The sequence below is a fragment of the Streptomyces sp. x-80 genome, from assembly GCF_046549095.1.
Lineage (GTDB): Bacteria > Actinomycetota > Actinomycetes > Streptomycetales > Streptomycetaceae > Streptomyces > Streptomyces celluloflavus.
The window spans coordinates 196,531-213,466 of sequence record NZ_JAJPWM010000015.1 but is presented as its reverse complement, the minus strand read 5'-3'; the positions used below and the strand labels follow the sequence as shown (position 1 = coordinate 213,466).

Here is a 16,936-nt window from a genome sequence, read left to right as displayed (position 1 = left end):
CTCCGCGGCGAGGGAGCGAAGCCGGTCAGTCGGCCCGAGGTGCTTCTCTGGTGCGGCGACCGCCAGGGCGTGGTCCTCCCACTGTGGCAGGCCGGAGACTGCGACCGAGCCGAGCTCCGCCGCGCACCCGCTTCTCACCATCGATCCTTGGCCCGAGCCGGATCAATTGAGGGCGGAGAAGTCCTCCGGGCCCTCGATCGGCTCGCCCAACTCGCGCTCACCCAAAGGTGGTTCGGACCTCCTAAGGTGGTTCGGACCTCCTTCTGAGGTCGCACCGCGCGAAATTCCGGGCCATGACGGACCTCAAGGACCTTCCCCGCCGACGCGGACGGCATCGAGCGCCCCCCGTGCCCGCGATGTGCGGCCGGGCCGGGCCCGTCCCGCAGTGCGGGGTGGGGGCCGGCCAAGTCACGGACCGCCCCAGCCGCACGCCGAGCGCGTCGATCAGCTGGTTCGCAGAACTTGCCCGCACGGTAAAGGCCCATGGGTCCCGGCGGAATCGCGCCCGTGCCTCGGGGCGTCGGGCCGACATCTGTCGATTCCCGCACCGTGCGCTCGCGACAGGTGTGGGGGCGGTGAAGTCCCATGGCTCCTACCATCTCCCGCAGAGCTGATCGGACCGCACTGCCGCCGGCCGCCCACCGGGTCGGTCCGCCTCCCGGCTCCCGGTTCCGGTCGGCCCCGGCCGGAACCCCGATCCGCCCGCCGCGGCGAAACCGCCCCGGCGACGCACGGCAGAGCAGGAGGCCCCATGCCCCCGGAGAGCTGTCGATGGATCGCCGGATCGCCGCCGAAACTCTTCGCCACACCGCCGGCGTGCCGGCCCGGGCGCTCTCCCACCACGGTGGCTTCCTGGCCTTCCGGCGGGCCCGGGAGTCCGCCCGCGACAGCGATCCGGGCGCTGGGCACCGGGTCATGACGGCCGGTCGGCGCCGGCCGCCGGCCGCCGGCCACGATGCGGCAGCGGGCGCACCGGGCCGTCCAGGAGCCGGCCGGTACCGGAGGAGCCGGCCGATGACCGGCGGCACCGAACCGGACTGCGACCCGCCGAACCGGACTGCGACCCGCCGGAATGGATCGACGCCCCGGACCTGGCCGGCCCCGGCGCCACCGTGCCACGCTTTCGCACGCTGGTGCCCCGCGCCGCCGACGGCTGCCCGGACTGCGCGTTCCCAGCAGGCCCGGTGGGGTCCCCGGCGTTCACGACGTCACCGACGACCGGGCCCGCTACGACCGCACCAGCCCCGACGGCTTCTACATCGCCATCGGCACCACCGGCACCACCGGCGACCAGTTCAAGAACGCCCTCTCGTCGGCCGGTTCGTCGTCGCCCCGGTCCACGAGACGGAGGCCGGCCACGACCATGACCGCCGGCCGCCGCACCATGCCTGCGAGCACACCGGCCACCGCATCAACCCCGGAACCTTCTCCCGTACATGCCGCCCCAACACCTCCTCCGGCACTGTCCTGGGCCGATCCGACGGAGCCAGGTCACCGGACGGTTCCGGGTGCGTCCCGGCAACCGTGCAACGGGCCAGCGGCGCCGGCCTGATGCGGGGCGCACAGCGGAAGAGTTCCCGTGATCCTCAGGGGCCCAGGGCTGTCGAGCGGCCCCGCGGCAGTCCATCGACAGCAGTGGATGAGTACGACCGCCGACGGCGCCGGCGTCGTGTGACGCCACGCGCCGACGTAACGCAAAGGAGATCGCGATGCTGCCGACCGACGTACGTGACACCGCCGAGTACGAGACCGTCCACAGCTATCTGCTGAGGTCGCACGAGCCGGCATTCGGCCGCCCGGCCGCCCTGTCGGAACCGCACGCGTCACCCGACGGCCGCCGGATCGTGGTGACCGGAGCGGTACTGGACGAGCTGGCCGGTGTGCCCCGCACCGCGGTCTACACGGTCGAGGACGGCGAGCTGCGGGCGATCACCTCCGGTACCGCGTCGGCGCGGTACCCGCGCGTCTCGCCGGACGGCCGGACGCCGGCGTTCCTCTCGGACCGCGCGCAGCCGCCCGGTTCCAGCTCCATCTCCTCCACGAAGGGCGCATGGGCGAGGCCGAAGCGGCCCCCGCCGTTCCGGGAACGGTGGAGTACGCGCACTGGTCGCCGGACGGCGCCCGGCTCCTCCTGGGCGTCGCGGGCCTCGGCGCCGACCTGTCCGGTGGCCAGGGTGCGAGGAAGAACGTGGCCCAGGACGGCGGCCTGCCGGAGTGGCACCCGGCCATCGACACCGGGCCCGGCGAGGCGTCGTGGCGCAGCCTGTGGCTCTGCACGGTGGCCACCGGAGAGCTGTCCCGGGTGTCGCCGGAGGGGATGAACTGCTGGGAGGCCGGTTGGTGCGGCCCGTCCCGGCTGGCCGCCGTCACCAGCGACGCGCCGGCCGAGGACGACTGGTGCGGGGCGGTCCGCACGCTGATCGAGCTGGGCACGGGCGAGTGCCGCGAACTGCTGCGCAGCGACGTCCAGCTCGGGTGGCCGGCCGGCTCGCCGGACGGGCGCTACGTGGGTGTCGTGGAAGCGGTGTGCAGCGACCGGTGGCTGGTGGCCGGGGAGCTCGGCGTGATCGACCTGCGGTCCGGCGCCAGGTCGGCGATCGACACGGCCGGGACCGATGTGACCTGCCTCCAATGGCTGGACGCGGCCCGGCTCGGCTACCTGGGCCAGCGCCGTCTCGACTCGGTGGCCGCGATCGCCGACGTCCCGCACAGCAAGGTGACCGAAATGTTCAGCACCAGCCTTTCGTCCGGCGGCCTGTTCTGTCCGGAGGGGACGTTCACCGCTGACGGCGGGGCGCTGGTCGTGCAGTCGGCGTACCGCCTGCCGCCGCGCCTCGCTCTCGTCGCGGCCGGGAGTGCGCGGGTACTGGCCTCGACGTCGCGTCCCGGCACCGACTTCCTGCTGTCGACCTGCGGCAACGCCGAGGCGGTGACGTGGAATTCGCGCGACGGCCTGGAGATCGAGGGGATCCTGTGCACCCCGCCCGGCGACGGTCCGCACCCCCTGGTGGTCAATGTGCACGGCGGGCCGGTGTGGGCGTACCGCGACGTGTGGTCCATGCAGGCCCCCTATGTGCCGCTCCTGATCTCGCGCGGCTACGCGGTGTTCCACCCCAACCCGCGAGGCAGTGGCGGACGCGGACAGGAGTTCGCCGGCGCCGTCGTCGGGGACATGGGCGGCGCGGACGCGCTGAACATCCTGTCGGGCATCGACGCACTGGTCGAGCGGGGCCTGGCCGCCCCGGACCGGATCGGGCTGATCAGCGGCAGCTACGGCGGTTTCATGTCGTCCTGGCTGGTCACGCAGGACCAGCGGTTCGCCGCCTCGGTCCCGACGGCACCGGTGACCGACTGATGCAGCCAGACGTTCACCAGCAACATCGGCGGCTGGGGCCTCGCGTTCCTGCAAGCGGACCTCGACGCTCCCGGTGCGCGAGCCCAGGACCGCAGCCCCGTCCTGCACGCCGGCCAGGCCCGTACGCCGTGCCTCAACGTCGCGGGGGCGCAGGACCTGTGCACACCTGCCGGTCAGGCCCAGGAGTTCCACCAAGCCTTGCTCGCCCACGGCGTCGAATCGGTACTCGCCGTCTACCCGCTCGAAGGGCACGGGATACGGATGTGCCCGGCGCTGACCGACTACCTCACCCGGGTCGTCATGTGGTTCGACAGGCATCTGCCGGCGCGGGCCGGCCGGTGAGCCGGGCCCACGGTGCGCCGGCCGGGACCGGGTCCGGCGTACGCGATACCAGGGTGACTGCCCCGGCCCAGCGCTCGTGCCCCCGCGCTGTGCCGCCCGGCCGGCAGTCCCGTATCGCGCACGGCCGGCACACAGCGAGACCGCATCCCGTGCACCGCGGCACGATGTCGCGGCGGCCGGGTCAGGCTGCCGCACCGGGCCCGGCCGCCGTCATGGGGTGGCGTGGTGCGGCTTCCGCGTCTCCGCGGTCGAGCGGACGAGGGTTTCGGTTCTGTCGTCCCAGCGCCACGGCAGGTGGCGTCCGCGCAGGTGCACCCCGCCGGTCCACCTGTCGATGCCGTTGAGCGTCGTCTGGTCCGCTGGTCTGCCGCACCGGCGAGCACCCGTGGCCCGGTGTCGGTCGGGCGCAGGCCGGTGCCGGTCCCGACCGGGCGGGCCGTCGGCTCGGCCGGTAGGCGCGGGACGGGCTCGTGTGCCGTCCGGTCCGTCATCGCGAAGCGCCAGCTGTCGCCGAGGAACGGACGCGTTTCCCGCGCGGCGACGCGGGCGAACGCCGACTCGGCATCGGTCGCGCCGTCGGCGCCAACGACCGGAATCCGCCGACCGGACAGCGACGGCCCGTCGCGGACGGCCGGGTACTCCCGGCCGAGCCGGTCGAACGCCTCGCCCGGAAACCGCAGCTCACCGGAGCGGGTACCGGCGATGGCGCGCAGTCCGTCCGGGGTGGGCGACCGGGAGGCGGCCCAGGCACGGGTGGCGAGCTGGACCGCGGCGGGGGTCAGCCGGGCGTACGCATTCGTGGCGGGCAGTTCGCGCAACTGCTCGGCAGTCAGCCGAGACCACCGAAGCGGGCCATGCCCGCGTGCCGGCCGATACAGATCAAGGTGATGCGCTGCGCGGGCACGCCGAGCTCGGCGAGGCGGGCAAGGATCTGGATGATCTGGAGCTGGCCGTAGAGGTCCGCTTCGCACCACGGCGCGCATGTACCCGCGCGATGGGCTGCCAGGGGCGGTCCCCCTCGGCAGGAGTGCCGCGGCCCCGTCGTCCCGGCCAGCCTGAAGCAGGAAGGCGGCCCGGATCCGGCGAAGCCCCTCCGGTCCCACCTCGGGTACCGGTCCTTCATGCAGCACGTCACGCCGGTACAGCACGCGCTCGACACGCCCGGTCCCGGGCTGATCCGTGGCATCGCCGCTGCTCACGTGCAAGGCCGCCGACATCCCCTCGCCGGCGGTACCCGAAGCCGCCGTGTCCGGTCGCCCGGCGAGGATCTGGCCGCGGGCGTCGCGTACGACTCGCCGGGCTTGGCCATACGGACGCGCACACGCCGCGTGAAGTCGGCCTACTTGGTCATCGTCATCTCGCGCGGCCGTCCACGGATCCCCCACCGATGCGGTACGAAGGGCACACGATCGACAACGGAGCTCCGGCCGAGAGGCGGACCTCCCTTCGCCCCCTGGGGCGACCCGGCTGGGGCGGGTCACCGAAGGTTGGACGTGGACGGACGCCGTCGCCGGAGCACCCGACGCGTTGGCGAGAACGCCCGCAGGGACGGGCGGAGCACCCGTCTCGTCCCACACAGAAAGCCCCAGCGGCAGGTTCAAGTTCCTGGGCCTCTACGACGTCCGGGGCCCGACGCCCAGCCCCCGGTGGCGTTGTCCGCCGCCGCGCGGGCGTCGCACGGTGACGGAACACCGGGCGTAGATCTGGGAGTAGATCTGGGAGTAGAGGTTCTGCTTCTCGTCGGTAGTGGGCACGACGGGGTTGCCGGCGGGGGAACCGGACGCCAGGGCCTGCTCGCCCAGCACACCACGAGATCAGGCAACGCCCACGCGCAAGGCCGCGACAACACCAGGCCGAACCGCCGAGGCCGAACCGGTGGAGACCCCACACAACCGACCAGCAACAGCCCCAGAAGCCGTCCGCCTTGAATCGCACCCGCACCCGCATGCGCGGAGCCGGACCGGCCCAGCAATACGGTGTCCGGCACGAACCACGAGCCATCACAGCAACAGCACCCGGAAAGATGGACACATCACCCGCACCTCGCACCAAAACCGGTACTCCGTTCGAAACAGAACAGTTCACCGGCAGATGCCACGCAATTATGGCGGAATTATGGCGACCACATTTCGTTACACCCAACCAGTACCCAGCAACCGGCAACATGCGAGAAGATGACGCCCCGCACCCGCCCGTCACAGACAACAGGAAACGGAGTGCGGAATGGAGGCCACATGACATCTGCCGGAACTCCAACACGCGCACACACCACCCAACCACTCACCCGTGCCCACATCGTTGCGGCAGGACTCCGCCTCCTCGAACACCACGGCACGGCCGGACTCAGCATGCGCAAACTCGCCAACGAACTCGGCAAAGCGCCCGCCGCCGTCTACCGGCACGTCAGCGACAAACGCGAACTCATGACACTCTTGTTCGACGAAGTCTCACGCCAATTCACCATCCCCACCCCCGGAGGCAATCCCCGCAACGACATCATCAAAGCGGTAGAAAACGCGCACCACGTAATGAAAGAACACCCGTGGACCGTCACCCTCATCCTCGACGGCACACCACCCACCCCGCACATCCTGCGCCTCTCGCAATTCATACTCGACACCATGATCCGCAAAGGAATGACCGACACTCAAGCCGCACACCTCCACACCGCCATCTGGCAATACACCCTGGGTCACCTCCTCATGACCCAGAACAAAAAATGGCACCAACCACCTCATCCACACCCACACACCAATACCTCACCCACGCCCAACCCATATCCCACACTCCAACGCATCGCCCCCCTCATCAACCACATCACCCACTGCAACCACTTCACCACCAACCTCGCCACACTCATCGACCAAGCATTCGCCCACACACCATGAACACCGATCACCTTTCGCAACCGAGACACCGATAGACAGGCCATAGCAGCAACCCCCCACAGGGAGCTGGCCGGCCGGGGCAACCTCGCTCTGGTTCCGACAAGCAGAGGACCCCGCGCCCACCCCTCCAGGACAAGAGACTTGCCCGCACGGTCGGTGCCGACGAAGTTCACCGGCAGGCACTCACGACAGTGAGTCCGGCTTCCGCGGTGCGGGTAGCCTCGGCAACAGTTCCCACAGCGGACGTGAACTGGCCGCCCACTCCCCCAGAATTCGCCGGTCGACCAAGTACAGCCGCTGGGACTTGGCGAGTGGCGCACAGGGCGCGGAGAACCTGCCATTGGTCACCAGGACCACCACATCCGCCCCGTGCAACTGCCGCGCTGTGCCATTCAGCACATACAAGTCCGGGGTGCCGACCGGCGAACCCCCCAAACCGGCCCGACGATGCTTGCACTGAATCACCCAGCAACGGCCATATGGGTCAGTCGCCTTCACATCAGCGCCACCATCGCCCGCGCCCCCTACCTGTACCGCGTCCGCGCAGCCGTCGCGTTGCATCAAGTCCCGTATCGCGTACTCGAATTGCCGGTGGTGCAACGCATCCAGCTGGGATATCTGATAGCGGAGCCCCCGCGCGCGGATCCGCTCCCACTGCGCCCGTTGCTGCTTCCGGTGAAGCCACCAAGCGGCCGCACCCGCCGCGAGCACCGCCATGACGACGAGCAACCACCAGTGGGTCAACAGCCACCGCAGAACAGCGAAGAGCAGCAGGACCCCCGCGACGGAGCCGAGCGCGAGCAACATGCGCTCGTTCTGCCTCGCGGATTTCCGGCTGCTACGGCGCCGCTTGCTCACTGTCGTCCGGCGCCGGGCCGGCCGCCGCGTCACTGTGGGACTCCGTGTGCCTCGGATCCGGATAACGCCGGGGCCACGGCCGAAGGTTTCGGAGGAGGCACCTTCGCCTCACGCCTGATCTTCGCGCCCTCATATGACGCGCCCAAGATCACCAGATCCAGGCCCGCAAGTACGGTCAACTGCTCACGCGATCCGGGTTCCGAGCGACCGTGTGCCTTCACCTCTGCGCCGGCCTTCCTCGTGCAGCCGCTGACTACAACCACGCATACCCCCTTGCCAGTTGACATTTCCCGCCTCAACGGCAAGTTCACCACACGACACTGACAACAGGTCAGGGGACGATCACTTTGGTGATCAGTTGAGAGGCGATGCACTGATTCAGAAGCCTGGCGTCGCGGTCCGACCGCCCAGGTCGATCAAGATCATCCGTCGGCGTCGCCGAAGAGTCTCCTGAGGTCTTGTTGCAAGTTCAGGATGTCGGTCAGTTGCCAAAGCCCTCCGCCTGGCAACGGATCGTCCCCGCGCGGGGCTTGGCGATGCTGCGCTGCGATGGCCCTCACTTGGCCGGCGGGGTCGGCAGGTAAGTCATCCCGACAGCGCCGAAGCGAGCACGGCCGTGGTCACGGGCCGCGTCCCTGCCCTCCAGCAGCGCCGGTGTGGGGGACTGGGCGAAAGTACCGGCATAGAACTCGATCACTGGAAATTCGTTGATGCCGTGCAACTCCCGTACGTAGGCGGCATGAAAGCGCCCGGAGAGCTCGATGGAGACGACGTCGCCGGGACGCGGGAACGTCACGTTCCGGGGCGATCGTGGCCGCCGTGTCAGTGGGGTGGGCGTCGATCCCAGCAATGACTTGATTGCCGGGGATTGCCGTTCGAAGGCGTCGGACAGCACGACGTGGCGGTTGAGTTCGTCCACCGCCGTCAGGGCCATCGAGGTGCTGGCGTCGTCCCGGAACCCGTACTTGTGCAGCAGTGTGGCGAGCGCCACCCACGCGACGTACTTCGCCGCCGGCCTGACGTCGTCGGCATCGAGCAGGCAGCGCCATCGGGCGAGGACCGGCGGTATCACCGCACGCTCAAGTTCTGCGTACGACGACACCGGGTAGACCATCTGCTCGCGCACCCAGCGCGCCAGTTCCTCGTCCAGGGCCTGGACAAGTCCCCGAGCATCCAGCTTGTCCAGAATTTGGCGATGCCTCACATCACGCACGTTAACAGCAGGCACGGAAGGGATTTCAATAAGCCGTGACGTTGCTGATCTGCCTTTTCATCGGGGGCTCTGTGGAGAGCGCGGGCCGTGGCGTGGATCTTGCTCGCTGGCGGACGGAGTTCGACCAGGTCCCGGTCCGGATCACGGCCGATTCCGGCGGGGGCACACCAGGCTGCCCTCCACGCCTACCCGCGTGGGCTGCTGTCAGGGGCGGTCGAGCGCGAGAACCGTCGGCTTTTGACGGGCACCGGGTCCGGAACCAAACCGAACTCGCCGCAGAAAGCCACCGGTTGCTCCGCTGGCGACAACCCCAGCCCCCACATCATCCACGGCCACTTCCACAACTCCCACATCCGCCAGGCCCCCGAAGTGAACCCTTTGAGCTTCTGATCGATAGACGAAAACGACGTCTTTGCCTCGTGACCGCATATGTCTGATCAAGAATTATTTTCTCGGATCGTGTGTGCGTGGGAGCAGTGCGGCCAGGGCAGATCAGTCGGAGATTCGGCATGACGAGTTCGCCACACTGAGTTCAACCTCCGTTTCCTCGGGCGTAACCCCCTCGATTTTCGGCCGTGCATCGCGGATTGCTGACGATACATCGCGGCATTGCGAGCCCGTTGCGCGAACCCTTCCGGATTGGCGCTGCGGCGTCCTGAACGCTGGGATCACGCCACGGTTCCGTGATTGGGCCAGCGGGATTACGCCAGCCGCTTTTCCGGTGAACGCGCAGATCAGCCGATACGCCGTCGGATGGTGCGCGGGCTCGCCGTAGATGGTTCAACAGGTCGCAAAGTAGACCATCGTGGTATGGCTCACCCCTCGGTAGTGGATCATGAACCGGGACGGGGCGAACGCCACCATGGAGGAAGATCAGTGAATGATGCCGCACAGGCCAGAGCGCCCCTGGACGACAAGGGACTGACGCTGACCGTGAAGACGGATTTCTCGGAGTTCCGTGATCATCTGGTTGATGCTGACGGCACCACCGGCGTGAACCCGGCATTCGATCCGCACCACAGCATTCTGTCCCCGGGTGCGAGTTTCTGGATAAGTGCAGAGGATCAGGACGGCGGCATAGCCAGCTGTATCGCCTACCGGACGTTTCGCACGCACGATGTGCGCGACCTGATTCGGACGATGGAGATATTCTGCGAGGCTCCTTGCCCGATGCACACGGGCACCATGGATCTGGTAATTCCGCAGGAGACCCCACATATATCGGGGCTGGTGGGCTTTCCCGGTGGCCTGTGGGTCCGTGCGGACCACCGCGGTAACGGGCTCTCGGCACATATGATGCGGGCGGTCCGGAGCGAAGCGATGCGCCGGTACCTCCTCGACTGGGAAGTGGCGATCACGTTCCAGAACATCACCGAGAGCGCGTCCATGCGGGATATCTATAATTTTCAGGCCGTTGTGCCCTGCGTAGACGGGTTCTTTCCGCCGACGCAGCGAGTGGAGCGCATCGCGCTTCAGTTCAGTTCGCGCGCTCATCTTGTCCGAAGCCTTGCCGGCCCAGGGCGCACACACCGGCGGCCGGCTCACGGCAGGCCGGCCGCCGTCCGGACTGCCGACCGGTCCGGGCGGTCCGGGCGGACCGACGGGGTACGCCCGGGACGCGCTTGACGTCCTGGGCTGGTTCGCCGCCCTACCCCGAGGGCGGAGGCGATGACCGCTCGGACAGTGAGGGGACAGCCGAGTTGCACGTCGGCCGCCCCGATCAGGACATCGCCTAGTCCACCAGGGTGTTCATGTCCGCGGTGGAGGTGGAGGGGAAGAGGAAGAAGACGGCCTTCAGCTGCCGCCGCAAGGCGCGGGCCGAATCCGGCGGGGCAGTTGGCGCGCCGGACGTGCCTGAGAGGTCTGGGGTCTGGGGTCGTCTCCCGGCGGGCCCTCGGGCGCGAGTTCTCGGTTTCACCGGTGCCGCCAGGGATTTGATGGGGCGAACCGAGGTCCGTACCCGTGGGCACGCACGCCCCGGACCACCGCATGGCGCTCCGGCAGGCCACCACCCCGCCGACCGCGCCGTACCCCCGCTCGGCACCACCGGCGAATGCCGTTCATGGCCACCGCAGGTCGCTGCCCTTGATAACCGCCGTAGGTCACCGCCCTTGATGACCGCCGTAGGTCACCGCCCTCGGTGACTGCCCTGGCGACAGCCGCTGGTGACGAAATACCCTTCCCACAAGGGACTTTGGCCCATGTGGTGCCCCGTCCGCCCCGGCTAACGTCGGTACCGCGAGTCCGCCCGCCCCTGAGGGGCGATGTGCACTGAGAGGGCTCGACCGGTCGTCTGCATGGGCAGGATGCGCAGGACCGGACAACTGAAGAACAGGGCCGTGCCGTCTCCCCCGATCGCTCGCGCGGCCCGGTGCGCCAGGGCCCCCGGCCGGGTTTGATCACCCGGCCGGGGGCCCTGTTCCCGCGTTCTTCCCAACTCGTTACCGCACCGCGCCGCTACGCCACGGAGAAGTCGTCGCCGCTGATGGGCCCCTGTCCGTACCAGCCGTGCAGATAGACAGTGACCGCGCCGGACGCGTCGGTCGTGAACGGGACCGTCAGCTCGGACCAGCCCGCCGAAGAGGTCCAGGCGCTGGCCGTCGCGCCGCCCCGCACGCCGATGTAGGCGTAACTGCCCTGCACCCAGCCATGCAGCGTGTAGTGGGTGTTGGGGGTGAGCGTCAGGTTCTGGGAGCAGTCGCCGAGCTGCCCCGCGGTGGGCACGGCCCGGAGGGCGTACGACCCGCTGTGCACCGGCGAGGTGACGATCGCGCCGCCGTCCTGACAGGTCCACGGGTCGAGAGCGCCGCTCTCCAGTCCGCCGTTGACCACGGCACCGGTGCCCCCGCCGGGCCCGGCGACGGTGAGGGTGTAGGTGGCGGAGTGGCTGGTCGTACCGGCCGTGCCGGTGACGTCGATCCGGTAGGTGCCGGGGGCCGCGGACGCCGTGCTGCGGAGTGTCAGCTGCGCCGAGCCGCCCGCGGTCACCGACGACGGGCTGAGCTCGGCCGTCACCCCGGCCGGTGCGCCGGTCGCGGTCAGTGCCACGGTCCGGGCGGTGCCGCTGGTCACCGCGGTCTTCACCGTCGTGGTGGCGGAACCGCCGGGAGTGACGGAACCGGAGCCCGGTGCCGCGGCGAGCGAGAAGTCGTCGGCCACCGGGCCACCACCGCCGCTGAACGGCGCGAAGGTGTGGGTGAAGTACCACGTGTCCTGGGCGATGCCCGAGCAGGTGTCGGAGCCGGCGGTGCCGGGGCAGCCGCCGTTGTCCCGTTGCAGCGCCCAGAACGCGAGGGTGCTGATGCCCTTGGCGACCGCCCAGTTGTAGACGGTGGTCGCGTCGGCGGTGGTGAAGGTCTCCGCCGGGCCGTAGTCGTCGATGCCCGGCATCTCGACGACGCCGCTCATCGCCCACAGCTGGGCGTCGCTCTTGTCCGGGTACAGCTCGGCCAGTTGTCCGTGCAGACCGCTCACCGCGGTCTGGGTGTCCTGCGCCATGTTGTGCGAGGCGCCGTCGTAGTAGTCGAACGTCATGAGGCTGACGACGTCGACCTTCGCGCCGTTGGTGACGGCGCTGCGCAGCACCGCGAGGCCGCTGTCCGCGAGCCCGCTCGTGGTGGACGGCAGGGTGTACGCGATCTGCACCGAGCGCCCGTTGGCGGCCGCCCAGTCCTGGACCTTCTTGATCGCCTTGTTGCGGCGGTCGATGCCCGCTCGGTTGGTCAGCGAGTTGTCCTCGATGTCCATGTCGAGGCGGGAGACGTCGTAGGTGGTGATGACCTTCTCGTAGGCCGCCGCGATGGCGTCCACGTCCGTACAGCTGTCGGCGATCTCGGTGCCGGTGTTGTCCGCCGTGTAACCGCCGAAGGACGGGATCACATCGCCACCGCGGGAGCGGATGGTGGTGATATCGGCACCGTAGACGGACGGGGAGATGGGCTGGCTCGTGGACCCGTTCCAGTACGGGGTGCAGGAGCCCTTGGCCTCGGTCTGGGCGAAGGCCAGGGTCAGGTACTTCGCGCCGGACTTGGCCGACAGGTCGGCGAGGCCGTCGGAGTTGTACGTCTCGAAGTAGGGCGCGAAGACGTGGGCGGGCAGGGGGGTGGCGGCCGGCTGTGGGGTGGCGGCCGGGGCGGCGGCGCCGCCCGCCAGGACGAGCCCGGCGGAGGCGGCCACGGTGACCAGTGTGGTCAGCAGCGCGCGGACGGTTCTCGGACGTGTCATTCAAGTGCTCCCAGGAGGGGGTGAGAGAACAGGCGGATCACGCGATGGAGCCGCCCCGCGAGGGGCGGTGGGATCTGGTCCTGTGAACCCGGCCGGGAGTCACCGGCCGCGCGGACCGCACACGGGCCGCGTGGCAGGACCATAATTGGTCTGGACCATCAACGCGTCAAGGTTCTTTGCCTGTTCATTTTTCTCCGCTTGCCGTGACGCACCCCGGAACCCCGCGGGGACCGGCCGCCGTGGCCGGGCCGGACTCCCGGCGCGGTGGCCGGGTGTCTGGGCCCTCCCTGCCCGGTGGCTCCGTCCACCACGTCGCCCGAATCGGCGGGATCGTGCGCCGCCCTGCCCCCGTCGGTCCGTGCCGCGCCTCGTCGGGCGTCGGCCGCCGCGGTCCGCACCGCGTCCCCCGGGTACTGGTTCATCGGCGTGAGCGGAGCGCCGCTCGTAGTGCAACCGCTCGTGGCTGCGCTCGCTCCGCCGGTACGCGTATCGCCGTACGGTTCCCGGGACTTGAGAGTCGTACGTGCCCCCTCAGACCCAGCCGCCCCCTGAACTGACCGTCGTCCGGAAGGAAGAGTCGGGACAGCACCTGCCCACGGTGAGCCGGTGCCGGATCAGCCGCCCGCCGGGAGAGCGGGGAGCGGACCGCGGTAGAGCCAGTCGCGAAAGAGTCCGGTCAGTTCGGTGTCCGCCACCTGTTGGGCCAGGGAAATGAATTGCTCGGTATCCGCACTGGCGCCCCGGTATCGCGCGTACCACTCCCTGACGATGGCGAAGAACTTCTCGTCCCCCACACTGAGCCGCAGCGCGTGCAGTGTCGCGGCGCCTCGGCTGTAGAGGCGGTCGTCGTACATCGTGGCGGAGACGGGGTCGGCGAGGATGAGGTCCTGTTCCGCCTGGTGGAGATCGGCCAGATGGGAACGGACCATGTGGTGGGCGCCGGGGCCGCCGGAAGCCTCCGCCCAGAGGCACTCCGCGTAGGTCGCGAAGCCCTCTTTGAGCCAGATGTGACGCCAGTCGGTGATGCCGACACTGTTGCCGAACCACTGGTGCGCCAGTTCATGGACGACTTCGTCCTCGTAACCGCGTTCACCGTCCACCCGGTCGGAGCCGAAGACGGAGAAGGTCTGTGCCTCCAGCGGGTCGCCCACCGGCTCGTCCACGACGACGGCCCCGTACACGTCGAACGGAAAGGGGCCGAAGTGGTCGGCGAGCACCCGCATCATCTCGGGCTGCCGGCCGAAGTCGTACCGGGCTCGCTCCGACAGCCGTTCGGGAAAGGCGTTGCGTATCAGGACCCCGTCCGGGCCGCCGGTCTGCTCGTGGAAGACGAAGCGGCCGATGACGACCGTGGCGAGATAGGGGGACATCGGCTCGCGGTGCTCGTAGACCCACTCGGTGCGCTGTTTGCGCACCGCGCGCTGCTGGATCAGCCTGCCGTTGGCACATACCTGGTAGCCGTCGGGAACGGTGATCTCGAACCGGTAGGAGCCCTTGTCGTCGGGCCGGTTGTTGCAGGGGAACCACGACGGCGCGCCCAGCGGCTCGCTCATCACCCTGCTGCCGTCCCGCATCGGGTACCAGCCGGCGTCGTCCTCCAACTGCGGGATGCCCAACGGGCGGGGGGTCCCCCGGTAGTCGATGTCCAGGGTGACGGTCTCCCCCGCGCGCAGCGGGCGGTGCGGGGTGATGTGCAGCTTCCGTTTGCGCTGGCGGAATCCGGCCGGTGCACCGGCGAGTGCCACCCGGGTGACCGTGAGGCCGGACAGATCGAGGCTGAGGGTGTCCAGGGTCCGGCGCGGTTGAATGGTGAGGGTGGCGCGGGACAGGACGCGGCCGGTGGCGGGCTTCCAGTCGAGGCGCAGGTGGTAGTGCCGGACGAGGTAGCCGTCGTCGCCGTGGCGCGGGAAGGAGCGCCGGCCGTCGGTGGCCGGGCCGGTGTCCAGACCGGCGCGCGGAGCCCCGAGCACGGCCTCCCCGGCCTCGGCGGACATCGGCGGCGGCGCCTCCGTCGCAGGTGTCGTCGGCAGACCGGTCGCCGGCGCGTGCCGGCCGCCGCGTCCTTCGTGCATGTGCGGGCCCCTTTCGGCGGGAGCGGATCACCGCATCCGTGGCGGTGTCGCCGCTCAAGGCCCCCGGCCCCTCGCCCTCGGCCCGTGCACAACGTACTCCCGGTGTACGGGGGACCGGGCCGCATTTCGGCCGACGAGCTCCGGCGAGGCGGCCCCGCGGCACCGCCGGTGTCGCACCGCCCAAGGGGCTCCGGTCCCGCGGCAGCGGCCGGTTGCCGTTCCCCGCGTCCGGCCGGATTCCGCTCCCCGCTGACGGCCGGGCGACGGTCCCCGCTCCGCGTCGAGGAGACAGATGGACGGGGAGACGGGGAGTGACTGCTCTCCGGCCCGCCTCGCCGCCGGGCCGGAGCCCGACCGTATGTCGTCCGAAGCCGACGCCGAACCCGAACCCGAACCCGAACCCGACGCCTACGCCCACGCCGACCTGCGATGATCACGCCGCTGTCCACACCTCGGCCGTACGGCCTCGCCGGGCGGGAGTGGGGCGGCCCGGGTGTGACGCTCCGCACGGGCCTACGGGGAGTTTCCCGGCCGGCCAGGAATCGGAACGGCGGGTGCCGGGGTTGGCAGAGGTGGACCGTGCCCCTCCGCGGCGCGGTCATCTGTCGACCGAAGGTGGATGTCTTGATATCGAACAGCTCAGCCGCGCGCGCCACGGAGGCGCTCGTCCGTCCGTTCTCCCTGGGGAGCCGCACCTTCCGGAACCGGATCGCGATGGCGCCGATGACGCGCGAGTTCTCACCCGGTGGTGTGCCGGGTGCCGATGTGGCGGAGTACTACGCCCGGCGGGCGGCGGGCGGGGTGGGCCTGATCATTACCGAGGGGACGTATATCGGCCATGACTCGGCGGGTACCAGTGACCGCGTCCCCCGGTTCCACGGCGAGGACGCGCTCACCGGCTGGTCCGGAGTGGTGGACGCGGTGCACCGTGCGGGTGGGGCGATCGTGCCGCAGCTGTGGCACGTGGGGATGGCGCGCACCGCCGGTGCGCCGCCGGTGCCGGATGCCCCGCGGGTCGGCCCGTCGGGGATCCCGCTGAACGGGACGGAGCCGGGCCGGGCGATGGCCCCGGAGGATGTCGACGAGGTGATCGCCGCCTTCGCGGCCGGGGCCGCCGCGGCCGAGGCCCACGGCTTCGACGGCATCGAACTGCACGGCGCCCACGGTTATCTCATCGACCAGTTCCTCTGGGCCCACACGAACCGGCGGACCGACGCCTACGGTGGCGATATCGCTTCCCGGGCCCGCTTCGCCGCGGAGATCGTGGCCGCCTGCCGCCGGGCCGTGTCGCCGGACTTCCCCATCATCTTCCGGACGTCCCAGTGGAAGATGGGCAACTACCAGGCCAGGCTCGCCGAATCGCCCCAGGAACTGGAAACCGTCCTCGCGCCGCTCGCCGCGGCGGGAGTGGACGCCTTCCACTGCTCCACGCGCCGCTACTGGCTGCCGGAGTTCGAGGGCTCGGAGCTGAACCTCGCGGGCTGGGCGAAGAAGCTCACCGGCAAGCCCACGATCAGCGTCGGCTCGGTCGGTCTCGACAACGAGTTCATCAACGCGTTCCAGGGCGAGCGGGGCGGTGTGCAGGACATCGACGGCCTGCTGGACAGGCTGGAGCGGGACGAGTTCGACCTCGTGGCCGTCGGCCGGGCCCTGCTGGGTGACCCCGACTGGGCCGCGAAGATCCTGAGCGGGCGTACCGACGAGCTCACGGCCTTCGATGCGGGGGCGCTCGGCACCCTGTACTGAGCCATAACCGTTCCCGGTCATCGAGCCATAACCGTTCCCGGCCACTGAAGCGTGGCCGTTCCCGTACGGCGGCGCCGCGGCACCCGATGTGCCGCGGCGCTGCCGGTCCAGCGGCCGGTGCGGGGCCGGCCGGGGAGGCGGGGGAACGTGTGATCGCCCCCGGTGAACCCTGTCACGTCACTCACTCCGTCCACTACGTTGTGCGGTCGGACAGTCACAACAAGGGACAAGGCAGGGG

Annotated in this window: 11 protein-coding genes and 1 pseudogene; 5 read left to right on the top strand and 7 right to left on the bottom strand. The window is 69.9% G+C overall.

Annotated features, from left to right (window positions below):
• Positions 1–1,254 precede the first annotated feature (1,254 nt).
• Together ACLJWH_RS28215 and ACLJWH_RS28210 are read right to left on the bottom strand one after the other, a co-directional pair.
• On the bottom strand, positions 1,255–1,386 hold the full coding sequence (locus tag ACLJWH_RS28215) for a hypothetical protein (protein WP_411144580.1): 132 nt from the start codon (positions 1,384–1,386) through the stop codon (positions 1,255–1,257).
• A gap of 511 nt (positions 1,387–1,897) precedes the next feature.
• Entirely contained in the window at positions 1,898–2,032 is a 135-nt protein-coding gene (locus tag ACLJWH_RS28210; RefSeq protein WP_411144579.1) for a hypothetical protein, read from the bottom strand.
• 18 nt (positions 2,033–2,050) lie between these two features.
• Here ACLJWH_RS28210 and ACLJWH_RS28205 point away from each other — a divergent pair.
• Positions 2,051–3,697 (top strand): annotated as a pseudogene (locus tag ACLJWH_RS28205) (alpha/beta hydrolase family protein).
• 1,613 nt (positions 3,698–5,310) lie between these two features.
• Here ACLJWH_RS28205 and ACLJWH_RS28200 read toward each other — a convergent pair.
• Complete coding sequence (locus ACLJWH_RS28200; RefSeq protein ID WP_411144578.1) at positions 5,311–5,502, bottom strand: hypothetical protein; 192 nt, start codon at positions 5,500–5,502, stop codon at positions 5,311–5,313.
• Between the two features lie 369 nt (positions 5,503–5,871).
• On the opposite strand from ACLJWH_RS28200, the gene ACLJWH_RS28195 reads away from it, so the two are divergent.
• Positions 5,872–6,585 carry a TetR/AcrR family transcriptional regulator gene (locus tag ACLJWH_RS28195; protein ID WP_411144577.1) on the top strand — a complete coding sequence of 238 codons (714 nt, stop codon included), beginning with the start codon at positions 5,872–5,874 and terminating at the stop codon, positions 6,583–6,585.
• 183 nt (positions 6,586–6,768) lie between these two features.
• On the opposite strand, the gene ACLJWH_RS28190 is transcribed toward ACLJWH_RS28195, so the two are convergent.
• Positions 6,769–7,392 (bottom strand): restriction endonuclease, encoded by a 624-nt coding sequence (locus ACLJWH_RS28190; RefSeq protein ID WP_411144576.1) that lies wholly within the window; start codon positions 7,390–7,392, stop codon positions 6,769–6,771.
• A gap of 607 nt (positions 7,393–7,999) precedes the next feature.
• A complete protein-coding gene (locus ACLJWH_RS28185; RefSeq protein WP_411144575.1) occupies positions 8,000–8,671 on the bottom strand; it encodes a hypothetical protein in 672 nt (223 codons plus the stop codon).
• 861 nt (positions 8,672–9,532) lie between these two features.
• Here ACLJWH_RS28185 and ACLJWH_RS28180 point away from each other — a divergent pair.
• Entirely contained in the window at positions 9,533–10,282 is a 750-nt protein-coding gene (locus ACLJWH_RS28180; protein WP_411144574.1) for a hypothetical protein, read from the top strand.
• Between the two features lie 831 nt (positions 10,283–11,113).
• On the opposite strand, the gene ACLJWH_RS28175 is transcribed toward ACLJWH_RS28180, so the two are convergent.
• Both ACLJWH_RS28175 and ACLJWH_RS28170 read right to left on the bottom strand, forming a co-directional pair.
• On the bottom strand, positions 11,114–12,880 hold the full coding sequence (locus ACLJWH_RS28175; protein WP_411144573.1) for a carbohydrate binding domain-containing protein: 1,767 nt from the start codon (positions 12,878–12,880) through the stop codon (positions 11,114–11,116).
• Positions 12,881–13,494: 614 nt separating this feature from the next.
• Positions 13,495–14,952: a M1 family metallopeptidase gene (locus tag ACLJWH_RS28170; protein ID WP_411144572.1), complete on the bottom strand. Its 1,458-nt coding sequence runs from the start codon at positions 14,950–14,952 to the stop codon at positions 13,495–13,497.
• Between the two features lie 292 nt (positions 14,953–15,244).
• Between ACLJWH_RS28170 and ACLJWH_RS28165 the strand changes: the two genes are divergently transcribed.
• Both ACLJWH_RS28165 and ACLJWH_RS28160 read left to right on the top strand, forming a co-directional pair.
• Complete coding sequence (locus ACLJWH_RS28165; protein ID WP_411144571.1) at positions 15,245–15,385, top strand: hypothetical protein; 141 nt, start codon at positions 15,245–15,247, stop codon at positions 15,383–15,385.
• A gap of 191 nt (positions 15,386–15,576) precedes the next feature.
• A complete protein-coding gene (locus ACLJWH_RS28160; protein ID WP_411144570.1) occupies positions 15,577–16,698 on the top strand; it encodes an NADH:flavin oxidoreductase in 1,122 nt (373 codons plus the stop codon).
• The last annotated feature ends 238 nt before the right edge of the window (positions 16,699–16,936 follow it).

Coding starts and splice junctions, on each gene's coding strand:
- ACLJWH_RS28215 (WP_411144580.1), bottom strand. CDS start 1,386: ATGGTGCGGCGGCCGGCGGTCATGGTCGTGGCCGGCCTCCGTCTCGTG.
- ACLJWH_RS28210 (WP_411144579.1), bottom strand. CDS start 2,032: ATGGAGCTGGAACCGGGCGGCTGCGCGCGGTCCGAGAGGAACGCCGGC.
- ACLJWH_RS28195 (WP_411144577.1), top strand. CDS start 5,872: ATGACGCCCCGCACCCGCCCGTCACAGACAACAGGAAACGGAGTGCGG.
- ACLJWH_RS28190 (WP_411144576.1), bottom strand. CDS start 7,392: ATGTTGCTCGCGCTCGGCTCCGTCGCGGGGGTCCTGCTGCTCTTCGCT.
- ACLJWH_RS28175 (WP_411144573.1), bottom strand. CDS start 12,880: ATGACACGTCCGAGAACCGTCCGCGCGCTGCTGACCACACTGGTCACC.
- ACLJWH_RS28170 (WP_411144572.1), bottom strand. CDS start 14,952: ATGCACGAAGGACGCGGCGGCCGGCACGCGCCGGCGACCGGTCTGCCG.
- ACLJWH_RS28165 (WP_411144571.1), top strand. CDS start 15,245: ATGGACGGGGAGACGGGGAGTGACTGCTCTCCGGCCCGCCTCGCCGCC.